Consider the following 13,279-nt stretch of genomic DNA (forward strand, 5'->3'; position numbering starts at 1 on the left):
TTCCCATCCCGAACAGAGAAGTTAAGCCCTGCCGCGCCGATGGTACTGGGGTTACACCCGGGAGAGTAGGTCGCCGCCCACACTTACTGGCCCTCCGTATTCACGGAGGGCTTTTTTTATCCTTCAGCTACTTTAAACGTAAAGTGCTCTACTTATTGAATGTAAATAGATACCTTAACAGTAGAATAATTTTCTACTATTAAGGTATAAACAAAAATATAGGCGACTGAAATAGTCCAACGACTTTGGGTGGTACGGCGCAGGGGATCCACCTCTTCCCATCCCGAACAGAGAAGTTAAGCCCTGTCGCGCCGATGGTACTGGGGTTACACCCGGGAGAGTAGGTCGCCGCCCACACTTACTGGCCCTCCGTATTGAACGGAGGGCTTTTTTTTATGCACTGCCGCGAAAATGTGGCAGTCCACGATCCACAGTTGTCCGTTGACGATAGGCTGTGGACTGTCCAAAGATTACGGAAAGGATGATCAGTGCCAAAAAATTAGCCGATCTTATAAGTTTCTTTTTTTCTCTTCCATATTTGGCCTAAATTAAACCCATGAATAAAATTGCCTTAATCACAGGAGCTACATCAGGAATAGGAGAGGCCTGTGCGCTTATTTTAGCTAAGTCTGGATATAGTATCATCGCTACAGGAAGAAGGGAAGATAGGTTGATCGAACTCAGAAATGCGATCGACCCTGGAGTAGGGTATAGGTACCTTGTTTTTGATGTGAGGGATAAGGAAGCGGTTAATAATGCAATTGATTCTTTGCCTGAGGACTGGAAAAATATTGATGTATTGGTGAATAATGCAGGCAATGCACATGGTCTGGATGCGATTGATAGAGGGGATACCGATGATTGGGATGCTATGATAGATATTAATGTGAAGGGACTTCTCTACGTATCCAAAAAGGTGATGCCATTTATGATCAAAAGAAACAGCGGCCATATCATTAATATAGGATCTATAGCGGCCAAGGAAGTTTATCCGAATGGAAATGTTTATTGCGCTTCCAAGCACGCCGTAGATGCGATTACTAAAGGCATGCGTTTAGACCTGACCAAACATGGGATACGGGTTACAGGTGTACATCCTGGATTGGTGGAGACAGAGTTTTCCCTAGTTAGGTTTAAAGGGGACAAGGATAGGGCTAGTGCTGTTTATGAAGGGTTCCAGCCATTAAAGCCGGAGGATATAGCAGATATAGTAAATTTCGCTGTGACAAGGCCTGCGCATGTTGTTATGACCGATATCACCGTTTTGGCAGGTGCCCAAGCTGATAGTACTACTGTTTACCGAGATCAGTAATGATTAAGACGTTTTGCTATTTATTTCCAGTGCTTTTATCCGTAGGCTGCGACGCAAAGCAATCTGAACAGGATAGCTCCGATAAAGCCATTTTTAGCAAAGAGGAAATTATAGCAACGGAAGATTCCACAGTGTCCAAGAGTGATTCTATCGGCATTATGGAAAGGAACTTATTAGATGCTGGTTTAATAGATGTAAGAAGTCTGTTGCCGGATATATTTGTAGAATTGAAATACAGTACTGAAGACAATTTTTTTGGGAGGGATGTATATGGTGAATTGACCAAATGCTATTTACAGGAAGAAGTGGTTCAAAAACTTCAAACAGCATTGGAGTATCTGCAAAAAGAACGGCCTGATTTAACCTTTTTGATCTACGATGGTGTGAGGCCTCTTAGTGTGCAACAGATTCTGTGGGATAGCTTGGATAAACCGGATAGCTTAAAACCACTGTATGTAGCGGACCCAAAACGGGGAAGCCTTCATAATTATGGGGTAGCCGTTGATCTGACCATAGCAGAGAAGGGGACAGGAAGGGCTTTGGATTTGGGTACGCATTATGATTATTTTGGGTATCTTGCATATCCTGATCGTGAAGATCAAATGCTTAAAGAAGGAAAAATCACCCATAAACAGATCCAGAACCGTCAACTGCTAAGAGAAGCGATGTATTCAGCGGGTTTTATGGGCATTGGTTCAGAGTGGTGGCATTTTAATGCCTACAGCCTAAAAGAAGCAAAAGATAAATTTGAGATAATACAATAACATTAACCTTTAAACTTACCTACACAATATTTTATGAAACTATCAAATCTATCATCCTTTTTGAAGGGACTTTTATTAATCAACTTCGTATTACTGATGTCTTTTCAAGTAGAAGCACAGCAGTTCAAGGCCTTGGTGTTTAGCAAAACCCAAGGATTCCGGCACCAATCCATTCCCAATGCTGTAAAGGCCATTAAAGACATGGGCCAAACCCAGCAGTTTAGAGTCTATGCCACGGAGGATGCCACTGTATTTAACGATAAATCCCTGGAAGGCTATGATGTCCTTATTTTGGCTAATACCACAGGGGATATTTTGAATGAGGAACAAAAAGAAGCTTTTAAGCGCTTTGTTCAGAGTGGAAAGGGAGTAGTAGGTATTCACAGTGCTACCGATACTGAGTATGGGTGGGATTGGTATGCCAAACTTATTGGTGGACAGTTTGAAAGCCACCCCGCCCAACAAACTGCCAGGATTCATGTGATGGACCAAAACCATCCTGCAACCTATCACCTCAATTCAAAGTGGCTTTGGACAGATGAGTGGTATAACTTTAAGAACTTCAATGATGACGTAAAGGTACTTCTTCAAGTAGACGAACGCTCTTATGATGCAGGAACTAGAAATGGGAAATTTATGGGGATGGGAGAAGTTCATCCAGTTTCCTGGTACCATGAATATGATGGAGGAAGAATATTTTATACCGCTTTAGGTCATGTGGACTCGGCATACGAAGACGCAGACTTTCTTAAGCATTTATATGGTGGAATCTGGTGGGCAGCAAAAGGCTATCCTTCAGAATAATCATTTAGGTGATTGAATCAGTCTGAAAATCCCCTGTAATGAATATGGGTAGATATTGTGCCCTCCATTATTGGGGATTTTTTATTTCAACATTTGTTTGATCTAGGGTTTTCTCTCCCTTTTTTATGATTATTCACTAGTGTTAAGTTAATCGTAAACAGGCGTATTGAGCATGTCGAATTCTTTGCTTCGAGATATTGGGTAGAGTGGGTTTAACTGTTTAGGCAGCTGCCCCGCTGTGCGGGACAAGACTGCTTGTTTAACTGCTTAACAGAAAAATAATGTTTAGTTATGTGAAATCGATCAGTTAAACAATTAACCGATTAAACATGCAGGTGACTAAGAAACGTATCTACAAATCATGCTTGACATAACACTAGTTTACACAAAGCAATATTTTCTTTGGTTTATGCTTTTGCGCTTGTTTATCTTTTCTTATATAAAGGTATTGTTTTGTTCTGGTTGGCCCTCCTGAAGGCTGCGCATGTCCATTGATGAAAAGGCCGTTCATAGGTTCAGAACCAGATGCTTCTTATAAGGAAGAACGTGCATGATAGCAGGTAGACCTAAACGCTAGCCTTTTAGCTCGTTAAACTTAAATGGCAGAAGCTGACTGATGTTTTCAGCCTTGAGTATTTTTTCATCAGGAGTGAGCATCAAGACAGCTATTTCTTGATCAAACTTTTTTTCGTATTCACTGATGGTTTGTCTACAAAGGCCACAAGGAGAAATAGCCGCAAATCCCGTCTCCCCACTTCTCTGCGCAGCAATGGCTATTTGAAGCGGTTTAAGCTGGGGAAAATTGGCACTGGCGTAGCCCAGCAGTATCCTTTCCGCGCATACGCCCACTGGGAAAGCGGCATTTTCCTGGTTATTGGCCGACAGTATTTTGCCATTTTCCAGGAGAACAGCCGCTCCGACATTAAAAGCGGAATAGGGAGCATATGCCTGTTTCAGGGCTTTCTTTGCCTGTTCGATTAATCCTTGTTCTACTCGAGTCAATTCAGAAAAATCCAAAAGGCTTAAGCTTACTTTCTGTTCGATTTTTTTGCCCATGGGCTTCGCATAATGGTTATCTGAGGAATAATAAATAATTTAGTCAAATGTTCATCGATTTCGAACGTATAATTTTTAGAGGATAAATTAAATTCCCATATTCGCCGCACTCAGAATAAACGATGTTGTCAATGAAGAACATTTTGATTTTAGGAGCAGGAAAGTCTTCAAAGGTATTGGTGGACTACCTATTGGAGACAGCTCCATCAAAGGACAGGCGGATTTTTTTGGCTGATGTAGATAAAAGTACTGCAGAACGTAAACTCTCCGGAAACCAGTATGGGACCGCTGTTCAGTTGGATATCGGGAATCAAGAGGAAAGAAGAAGTCTGATCAGTCAATCCGATGTGGTGGTTTCTATGCTGCCGGCCTTTTTACATCCAGTAGTTGCCCAGGATTGCCTGTTTTTTGGAAAGCATTTTTTTTCCGCTTCCTACGAGTCGCCCGAGATGAGGATGCTCTCTACGGAAGTAAGTGAAAAGGGACTTTTCTTTCTCAATGAATGTGGGCTTGATCCGGGGATTGACCACATGTCTGCCATGAGGATCATCGACCGGGAAAAGGCTGCAGGCCATGAAATCGTATTGTTCAAATCATATGCCGGGGGGCTATTGTCCCCTGAAAGCGAAAAGGGCAATCCCTGGAAATACAAGTTTACCTGGAATCCCAGAAATGTCGTGTTGGCAGGTCAGGGAGTGTCCCGTTTTATTCGGAATGGCCGTTACAAGTTTATTCCATACCACATGCTTTTTCGGAGGACAGATTTGGTGCATTTTAAAGCTATTGGGGATTTTGATGGCTATGCCAATAGGGATTCATTGAATTATAGAGGGGTGTACGGTTTGGAAAATATCCCCACGATTATCCGGGGAACGTTAAGAAGGGTAGGCTTTTGTAAAAGCTGGGATGTATTGGTCCAGCTGGGACTTACCGATAATTCTTTCGAGATAGAACTACCCGAAGATTTTACCTTAAGGATGTTTTTCAATGCTTTTTTGCCATATGATCCGGTACATAGGCTTGAAGAAAAATTGAAGCGTTTGTTGAACTGGGTGGATGATGATATCATGGACAAATTGGAGTGGTTGGGACTTTTTAGTGATCGGCCATTACCCTTATTGAAGGGAAGTCCAGCTGATATCCTCCTGAAGATTTTGGAGGAAAAGTGGAGTCTCCAGCCCGATGATAAGGACATGGTGGCCATGCAGCATCAGTTTGAGGTCTTGCTTAAATCTGGAAAAACAAAAAAAATAACCTCCAGTTTGGTTATCCTTGGGGAAAATAGAGAGTATACAGCTATGGCTAAAACCGTAGGTTTGCCACTGGCCATTGCCGTAGATTTGTTTATGGAAGGCAGAATAAGCGGAGCGGGAATGTATTTGCCTACTAGGAAGGAAATATATCAACCGATTTTAGAAAAACTGGAAAAGAAAGGGATTAGGTTTGATGAACAAGAAGAGTTGGCTTCAGAAGATTAAAAGAAAGTCTTTGAGCAACTGTTGATAGACCTCGCTGAAAGAAAAATCATCGTTTTTGATACAGATGCTGGTGCTATGGGGAGCTTCAGTTTTATGAAAGGAGAATGCTTTAATTTCCCGAAGGACTTTTGTAGATGGCCGGTCTTTTAGCTCGTAAGAATCCTGCGGATAAAGTTCAAAGAACCTGGCGATTTTCTCCAGTTCCCTCATTTGCTGGGGAGGAAGTATCACCCAGAATTTTCCTTTTTCCCTGTCCAATAGTTTGACAATGCCTTTGATCAGGTCTCCAAAAGGCAGGCCGTCATTATGTAAGGCAAGGTTCCTTTGCGCATCTTTTGATTTATTGTGCTTGGGGAAATAGGGAGGGTTGCTGACAATCAAGGGAAAGCGTTCCTGATTATCTTGGATAAAATCCTGAAATCGCTGATTGAAAATGTTAATACGGTCTTTCCAAGGGCTGTTGCTTATATTTCTGCCGGCCTGAAGTGCTGCCGCTTCATCTATTTCCACTGCCTGTATGGTGGCTCCCTCAAATCGCTGAGCAAGCATCAGGGTAATCACACCGGTTCCTGTACCGATATCCAATATTTTTCCAGGCTGGTTTTGATGGGCAAGCGCTCCTATAATCACAGCATCCGTGCTGACTTTCATGGCACAGTGTTCTTGGTGGATGGTGAACTGCTTGAACTGGAAATAGCTGTTGGCCATGATGGGATTAACCTATTTCTCTTTCATAAACTTCATCCACCAGCAGCTTGGAAGATTCTGCAGCGGCTACAGCTAACTGGTCACAGCGTTCGTTTTCCGGATGGCCGGCATGGCCTTTTACCCACTGGAATTGCGGTTTGTATCTGTTATGAAGAGGGATGTAGCGCTTCCATAGATCCACGTTTTTTTTGTCCTTGAAGCCTTTTTTCTGCCAGCCCCACAGCCAGCCTTTTGTGACTGCATCGACCACATACTTGCTGTCGGAATAGATTTTTACTGGGATCCCTTCCACTTTGATGGCTTCCAGTCCTTTGATCACTGCCAAAAGCTCCATTCTGTTATTGGTGGTGAGACGGAAGCCCTCCGAAAGTTCTTTCTCATGTTGCTTGTATTTAAGAATCGTTCCGTAACCTCCATTGCCAGGATTTCCCTTGGCGGCACCATCTGTATAAATCAAAATCATGTTTCAAAAGTAAATAAAAATGTCAGCTATTTCTAGCTGACATTTCAAATGCATGTATTTCAGACATGGTTATAACATGTCTGTGAGGTTAGATTTGAAAATTTTGATCGCAATGGAAAGGAGAATGATCCCAAAAATTCTTCTAAGAACATCCAAGCCGGTTTTTCCCAGCTTTCTTTCCAGCCAAGTAGTACTTTTAAGCACCACGTAGACTACGGCCAAGTTGATCAAAATACCTACGGCAATATTCATCTGAGCGTATTCTGCTTTCAGGGTCAAGATGGTCGTCATGGTACCTGCCCCTGCGATCAAGGGGAAAGCTATGGGTACAATCGAGGTACTGGACGCATCAGCTTCCGGATCAGGTTTGAATATTTCTATTCCCAAGATCATTTCTGCTCCCAAAGCAAAAATGATCAGTGCGCCTGCTATGGCAAAATCAGCCACCCCTATTCCGAAAAGGTTGAGGATGTTTTTTCCCAAAAGCAGGAAAAGCACCATCAGGATACCTGCCACTATGGTAGCCTTTTCTGACTGAATATGCCCCGCTTTTCTTCTCAAGTTGATGATAATCGGGATGGAACCCAATATGTCAATGACAGAGAAGAGAATCAGTGATACCGAAAGGATTTCCTTGAAATCAAACATTGTTTAAATTTTCCCGCAAAAGTAGAATTTAAATTTTGAATAATTTCAATTTTTGAATTAATATTCTTTAAGGAATTTTATGAGTTTGTCAAATTCCTCATTTGTAATGGCCGGGAAGTTGGCAATTCTAAAGCTGGTAGGCTTTAAAGGCCCATAGCCACTTCCCATTTGCATCCCTTCTTTCTCAGCCGCTTTTTTGACTTCTTGTATGAAATCTTCTTTTCCGGCAATCCCCATTACGGTCTTACTTCTTGTGTTGGGGTTCTGTACCAGCATGGTCAACTTGTCGGATTGGGCAATGGTATTTTCCAGTTGCCTCATTCTTTCACGGATGATTTGGTCTGTTTCCTGAATTTCAGGCAGGTCTTCCAAGCTACGTTTTAGCAAATAAATGCCCAATACATTTGGAGTATAGTGGGTTTGATAATTGGCCGCATTTTCAAGTATAAAGCTAAGGCTGTTGTATCTTCCCGCTTCTCCTTTGCGCTCACATTTTTCAATGGCTTTAGGAGAGAGGATCAATAGGCCCAAGCCGGCAGGAAGTCCGAAACATTTTTGTACTGAGGCATACCAAATATCCGCAGCGGTAAAGTCCAGTTCGATGCCCGCCATGGAAGAAGTTGTATCCACCGCGATCATTTTGTTGGGATATTTCTCCGCTACCTGCCTGATCAGCTTATTGCTTACTTCAGTGGCATTGGAGGTTTCGTTTTGGGTGATGGCAATCAGGTCAAACTTTTCGCCAATCTCCAAAGCAGCCACATCCAATTCCGTCTCTGTATCCAGCTTCACTGATTCGGTTTCACCGTTGAGGTGCTGGGCAAAGTTCAACCATTTCTTTCCGAATGAACCGGAATAAATATGGAAGCTGGCACTTTCTACAATGGACTGGGCGATGATTTCCCAGTTTTCTGTTGCACTGCCGGTAAAAAGTAACTTATAATCCTCAGGAACATGGAGTTTTTCCTTGATCAAGGTTTCTGTTTCCTGATAAAGGTTCATAAACGTAGCGCTTCGGTGATTAGCGCTCAGGATTCCCTGATCAAAAGCATCCTGTAAGTATGTGGCCAATTGGTCGTAGACCTTAGATGGTCCTGGAGCGAAAGTAGTCATTTTTGAAAGGTGTTATTTTTTTACAGAAAATACTTAATCCCTAATTCGTAGCCTTTGAGACCAAGTCCTGATATCATGCCGATACATTCCTTGGAGATAATGCTTTTATGCCTGAATTCTTCCCTTTTGTATATGTTGGAAATATGGATTTCCATCACTGGAGTGCTTACGCCTGCGATGGCGTCCGAGATAGCTACAGAAGTATGGGTATAAGCACCCGCATTTAAGAGAATGGCGTCGTAACTAAAACCAACTTCATGGATCTTACCTACCAATTCTCCTTCAATATTGCTTTGGTAATAGTATAAATCAATAGCTGGAAATACGGACTTCAGCGTTTCAAAGTAATCTTCGAAGGATTGGCTTCCATAAATTTCAGGCTCTCTTTTGCCCAAAAGGTTTAGATTAGGGCCGTTAATAATAAGTATCTTCAAAATTTTAAATGGTTTGTCGTGTGCTGTTCAAAATTTTGCCCAAAGTTAAGCATTGGAAACTTGATTTAGACAATAAAACGGGGCTTTAATTTTATCTTTGAGCCAAAACCTTAACTATGCCTGATATTTGGGAAAATCACCTCAAGCAGTTCCAACATTATTTGAAGATAGAGCGGTCTTTGAGTAAGAATTCCATTATGGCCTACCATCAGGATATGGAGAAGTTGGCTTCTTTTATCAGGCAGCATTACCCGGACGTTGGGCCTTTTCAGGTTAAACTAGAGCATTTAAGGGGGTTTGTGAATGAGTTGGCAGGAATAGGGGTGTCAGAATATACCCAAGCAAGGGTGATCTCAGGGGTTAAAGCTTTTTACAGGTTCCTGATGTATGAGGATAAAATAGAAGAAGATCCTTCCACCCTTTTGGAATCGCCCAAGTTGGGCAGGAAATTGCCTGATACGCTCAGCTACCAGGAAATTGTACAGCTGCTGGAAGGGGTAAAGTTGGGAGAGCCGGAAGGTCATCGGAACAGGGCCATATTGGAAGTCCTGTACAGTAGCGGTCTGAGGGTCTCTGAACTGGTAGAACTTAAACTGGGCCAAGTTTATGCTGATATTGGGTTTTTGAGGGTGATCGGTAAAGGGAATAAGGAGCGATTGGTTCCCATCGGTAAAGATGCGCTGAGGTACCTGAAGATTTACCAGGAAGAAATCAGGAGGCACCAGGCAATTGCCCCGGGCCATGAGGAATATGTGTTTCTCAACAGAAGGGGCAAAAAGCTGACCCGTGTGATGGTCTTTCTATTTATAAAAAAGCTGGTGGCTGAAGTAGGGATTAAAAAAAAGGTCAGTCCCCATACGTTTAGGCACAGCTTTGCCACCCATTTGATCGAAGGAGGGGCGGATTTGAGAGCCGTGCAGGAAATGCTCGGTCATGAAAGTATTACCACGACAGAAATTTATACCCATTTGGATAGGGAATACCTTAGGCAGGTATTGACGGAATTTCATCCGAGGAAATGATGTTAAAAACAGAAAAGCCGGCCCAAACAAATGGTTGGGCCGGCTTTTAAAGTTTAACTGATTTACTCTTTGCGCTCCGAAATATGGCATGCGTCGAAGGAGAGGTACTTCAGTAATATGCTGTTACTTACTGCTCCGTTTGGTCAAGCTTGGTGTACGGGATGTTCATTTTTAATTCCCAAGTTCCTGTATCATTGATTTTTATGCCCCAACGGATATAGGCGTGGTTTCGGATTTTACCTGTTTCAGGATCCCTAAAAGGTGCCCAGAACTCTTCCCATTCTTCAGGAGTTTTAGGGCCGTTATCTGCTTCATAGGCTTCTTTGTCCACTACGAAGGCACTTCCTTTAGATAGATAATACATCAAGTAGGTATTGTTTCCCCCGTAATTTCTGCCAAATTGAGGAAAAGGAGGTGCTGGTAAGAAAAAGGATGATTTCTTTTCTTCCTCGATAGTTTCCACGGAGTTGTCATGGTAGTTCTGGAGATAACCGGCACCGCTTGGGTAATAGGTGATTTCATCAGTGTCCAGAGGGTTACCATAGCTGTCCTGAATATACATGTCCACCTTTACAGCATTGGCAGGTTCTTCGCTTACTTTTTGGATGGAGAAGTAAGGGTTGGTTCCGTCTAAAACTGAAGGGATGTTATCATCGTTTGAGCCTTTAATTACCCCAGTGTGAGCGATGGTACTTCCATCGTCTTTATCCAAAATAAGCCTGGACCTCATTTCTGTAGGGAATTCTACAGGTACAAAAGGCTCCAGTTTGATCACAGTGAAGTCTTCCAGCAGTCTTTCTCCTTTGATGTTGGATACAGCTACGTCTGCCTTGAACAAGTCACCTTGTACATTTTTAGTTGCCTGAGTAAAGGCAAACTCTCCACTTACTTCGTTCAGTAAAATGGAAGGCTCCTCAGAGAATTCCAGCTTTGCTTCTGCAAGGGCCAAGGTGGTATCGGTATCTCCATTAAAAGCTTCTTTCCAAATCCGGATTTCATGCTTTTCAAGTAGTTCATTGGAGGGGTTCCCGTCAATGTCTTTGAAGCCTACAATTTCCCATTTCATGGGGGCGGTAGAGTTTTCAATCGCCGGACGGGCAGAGACTGTAAAAGCTCCTCTTGGTACGGAGATGGTGTCCTGGGTATGATGGACATTGTCACTCAGGTAGCCTATTTCAGGAGGTGTACATGCCGCTGCTCCTAAAAAGGACAATATGGTTAGTTGATATAATGCTTTTTTCATTTTCAAAGTGTTTTTGTAAAACGATGAATTACTTAATCAAAATCAAGATTGAAAAGGGTATGGTCGCCCTGCAATACATGAATTACTCCATTGGTGGAAGTTAAATTGGACGTTCTGACCCTGATGACATCATCATCAATTACGTTGTCCCATTCGTCCCATTCGTCTCCGTTTTTATAGGTATAAAAAACATACTCCGGAAAACTACTTAACTGATTCGTGTACTCTTCCCTAGGTTCAAGGGATATTCTTCTTTCATCACCATTTAGGGCGGTCAGTATTTCTCCGTTTGCGCTCATGTCTTCCCTGGTGATTTTACCGGGGAAAATATATGCTCCCATGTATTTTACCAAAGTGTCTTTGGGGATGTCATTTACTGAATATTCCGCTTCAGGATTTTCTTTTCTCATTTCTGCCAATACCTGATCCACATATTTTTGGATCGAAAGGTTGTTTGGCGCAAAGAGGGTGTTTTCACCGTTGACTTCATCAACCATGTCGGCTTTTTCGATGAGCAAAGCTAGCGTGTCAAGATGGGGGTGTGACTGTAAGAAAGTAAAGGTGTCAGAGCCTACAAAGCCACTGCTCACTCCGCCGTCTACCAAATACTCTTCGTCGATACATGAGATTAACCCCAGTGAAATGGCTAATATATATATGTATTTTTTCATTGTTGCTTTTAGTTTAAAGGTGGATTACAATCGGCCTTGCCAGTATTCTGTTTGAACGATAGATGGGTTCCTCAGAATAACATCTTTTGAAACTGGCCAGAAGTACCCTTGCTTTTCTTTTCTGTTGTTATTCATCCAGGAGACACCCTCAAAATAATCCATTCTGATGCGGTCATAGGCAGCGTGGGCTTCAGCTACCAATTCAATGGCCCGTTCATCAAAAATGGCCTTGATCAGGTTGTCCCTGTCTTGTGGTCCGGTGTAAGCCGGTACTCCCGCCATGCTGCGGACCAGGTCAAGGTCTTCAATGGCCTGTGAATACTGTCCGAGTTTAGTATAGGCTTCCGCTCTCAATAGGTAGATGTCCGCAAGCCTGAAAACAAGTATGTTGGCTTCCGAGAAAACGGCATAAGGATCTTCAGAGGCAGGGTCGTCTGAACTTAGAGCGTATTTGAGCGGGAAGGTTTTTGCTCCCATGTCTTCAAATTCGTTAAAGAATAGGTCCTTTCTTACATCATTGTCCCTTTCTTCTTCGATCATAAATTCATACCCGTAAAAGTCAGGGTTGCCCTGTGGGGCAGTCCCGTTGTTGCCATTTAGTACAGGTTGGTTCAGGGTCATGCCGGTATGGTTGCCGCCACCATTGCTTACTCTAAATGATTCATTCATTCCTGCATTGATGTTGATTTCGAAGAGTCCTGTTTTGGATTGTCCTTTTACCATTTTCTCGAAACCCTCTTGACCTTCTGCGACATAGTCGATCAGACTTGCGTTACTGTTGGAGATGACATTGGTGGCAGCATCTATGCTTTCCTGTGTCATCTCCGTGTTGTTTCCATCTCTGCTTGCGTACCAGAGCGTAGCATGGGCTTTTAGCGCCTCAGCACTGGCTTTATTCGCAGTGATCGCCCACTTAGCAGCCCCTGGATTGGAGTATTCCAACAAGCCAATAGCTTTGTCCGTCACTTCAAGGATATAGTCTAAAACTTCTTTCTCATTCGATCTTGGAACCTCTACGATATAACCGTCTGCAGTGATCAGCTGATCTGAAGATTCAATGGATTCATGCACAATCGGAACATCACCCCATATTCTGGTCATATAGAAATAAGAGAAAGCCCTAATAAAAGCTGCTTCGCCTAGTATTCTGTTTTTCTCCTGAGGGGTGGTGAATAGTTCGTCAGGCATGCCTTCTACGTACTGCTCAATGGTGAAGGCCCAATTGGCAGCCCTGTAGAAAAATTTCCATTCCTGGGTGTTTTCCCGGTAGGGCAAAACATAATTTCCACTTCCTTCAATATAGTTGGTGATCCAGAACTTGCTGTCCATTAAAGTCATGCCCGGGAACTCCCCCCAATGCAGGAAATTAGCCTGGTAAGTTATGGCATATTTCAATAAGGCATATGATCCGGCCAGTGCTTGTTCTGCTTCGCTCTGAGAGCTCCAGTAAACGTCAGGGTGCGTTATGCTAAGAGGCTCCCGATCAAGAAGATCTGAACAACCGAAAAAAACAATTGAAAGAATTGTTGCTATATATATGTTTAATTTTCGTAGTTTTTTCAT

General features: G+C 42.8%; 14 protein-coding genes and 2 rRNA genes. 7 read left to right on the plus strand and 9 right to left on the minus strand.

Annotated features, from left to right (window positions below):
- From rrf (ACYVAA_RS05720) to ACYVAA_RS05740, 5 genes are all read left to right on the plus strand, one after another.
- Positions 1-82 (plus strand): 5S ribosomal RNA (gene rrf / locus ACYVAA_RS05720); the annotation flags it as partial.
- A gap of 163 nt (positions 83-245) precedes the next feature.
- A 5S ribosomal RNA gene (rrf, locus tag ACYVAA_RS05725) occupies positions 246-357 on the plus strand.
- Between the two features lie 199 nt (positions 358-556).
- On the plus strand, positions 557-1,312 hold the full coding sequence (locus ACYVAA_RS05730) for a Rossmann-fold NAD(P)-binding domain-containing protein (RefSeq protein WP_460539398.1): 756 nt from the start codon (positions 557-559) through the stop codon (positions 1,310-1,312).
- Positions 1,312-2,076: a M15 family metallopeptidase gene (locus ACYVAA_RS05735; RefSeq protein ID WP_460539401.1), complete on the plus strand. Its 765-nt coding sequence runs from the start codon at positions 1,312-1,314 to the stop codon at positions 2,074-2,076. The genes ACYVAA_RS05730 and ACYVAA_RS05735 overlap by 1 nt, the downstream gene beginning before the upstream one ends.
- 33 nt (positions 2,077-2,109) lie before the next feature.
- The gene (locus tag ACYVAA_RS05740) at positions 2,110-2,880 is read left to right on the plus strand and encodes a ThuA domain-containing protein (protein WP_460539404.1); all 771 of its coding nucleotides are present in this window, start codon (positions 2,110-2,112) and stop codon (positions 2,878-2,880) included.
- Between the two features lie 573 nt (positions 2,881-3,453).
- On the opposite strand, the gene ACYVAA_RS05745 is transcribed toward ACYVAA_RS05740, so the two are convergent.
- Complete coding sequence (locus tag ACYVAA_RS05745) at positions 3,454-3,936, minus strand: cytidine deaminase family protein (protein WP_460539406.1); 483 nt, start codon at positions 3,934-3,936, stop codon at positions 3,454-3,456.
- Between the two features lie 131 nt (positions 3,937-4,067).
- On the opposite strand from ACYVAA_RS05745, the gene ACYVAA_RS05750 reads away from it, so the two are divergent.
- On the plus strand, positions 4,068-5,414 hold the full coding sequence (locus tag ACYVAA_RS05750; RefSeq protein WP_460539408.1) for a saccharopine dehydrogenase family: 1,347 nt from the start codon (positions 4,068-4,070) through the stop codon (positions 5,412-5,414).
- Here the strand turns inward: ACYVAA_RS05750 and ACYVAA_RS05755 are convergent.
- From ACYVAA_RS05755 to aroQ, 5 genes are all read right to left on the minus strand, one after another.
- The gene (locus tag ACYVAA_RS05755; RefSeq protein ID WP_460539410.1) at positions 5,403-6,122 is read right to left on the minus strand and encodes a tRNA1(Val) (adenine(37)-N6)-methyltransferase; all 720 of its coding nucleotides are present in this window, start codon (positions 6,120-6,122) and stop codon (positions 5,403-5,405) included. The two genes, ACYVAA_RS05750 and ACYVAA_RS05755, sit on opposite strands and share 12 nt — an antisense overlap.
- 7 nt (positions 6,123-6,129) lie before the next feature.
- Positions 6,130-6,585 (minus strand): ribonuclease H family protein, encoded by a 456-nt coding sequence (rnhA, locus tag ACYVAA_RS05760; RefSeq protein ID WP_460539412.1) that lies wholly within the window; start codon positions 6,583-6,585, stop codon positions 6,130-6,132.
- Positions 6,586-6,654: 69 nt separating this feature from the next.
- Positions 6,655-7,233: a MarC family protein gene (locus ACYVAA_RS05765; RefSeq protein WP_460539414.1), complete on the minus strand. Its 579-nt coding sequence runs from the start codon at positions 7,231-7,233 to the stop codon at positions 6,655-6,657.
- A gap of 57 nt (positions 7,234-7,290) precedes the next feature.
- Positions 7,291-8,346 carry an aminotransferase class V-fold PLP-dependent enzyme gene (locus tag ACYVAA_RS05770; protein ID WP_460539416.1) on the minus strand — a complete coding sequence of 352 codons (1,056 nt, stop codon included), beginning with the start codon at positions 8,344-8,346 and terminating at the stop codon, positions 7,291-7,293.
- Between the two features lie 20 nt (positions 8,347-8,366).
- On the minus strand, positions 8,367-8,780 hold the full coding sequence (gene aroQ / locus ACYVAA_RS05775) for a type II 3-dehydroquinate dehydratase (RefSeq protein WP_460539418.1): 414 nt from the start codon (positions 8,778-8,780) through the stop codon (positions 8,367-8,369).
- A gap of 116 nt (positions 8,781-8,896) precedes the next feature.
- Here aroQ and xerD point away from each other — a divergent pair, with 116 nt between their 5' ends.
- Entirely contained in the window at positions 8,897-9,802 is a 906-nt protein-coding gene (gene xerD, locus ACYVAA_RS05780; RefSeq protein WP_460539420.1) for a site-specific tyrosine recombinase, read from the plus strand.
- Between the two features lie 127 nt (positions 9,803-9,929).
- Here the strand turns inward: xerD and ACYVAA_RS05785 are convergent, their stop codons facing one another.
- From ACYVAA_RS05785 to ACYVAA_RS05795, 3 genes are read right to left on the minus strand one after another with little or no spacing between them, the layout of a single operon-like run.
- Positions 9,930-11,045, minus strand: a complete 1,116-nt coding sequence (locus tag ACYVAA_RS05785; RefSeq protein WP_460539422.1) for a DUF5007 domain-containing protein — start codon at positions 11,043-11,045, stop codon at positions 9,930-9,932.
- Positions 11,046-11,077: 32 nt separating this feature from the next.
- On the minus strand, positions 11,078-11,716 hold the full coding sequence (locus ACYVAA_RS05790) for a fasciclin domain-containing protein (RefSeq protein ID WP_460539424.1): 639 nt from the start codon (positions 11,714-11,716) through the stop codon (positions 11,078-11,080).
- Positions 11,717-11,740: 24 nt separating this feature from the next.
- Positions 11,741-13,279, minus strand: a complete 1,539-nt coding sequence (locus ACYVAA_RS05795) for a RagB/SusD family nutrient uptake outer membrane protein (RefSeq protein ID WP_460539426.1) — start codon at positions 13,277-13,279, stop codon at positions 11,741-11,743.

The organism is Echinicola sediminis (genome assembly GCF_054777495.1).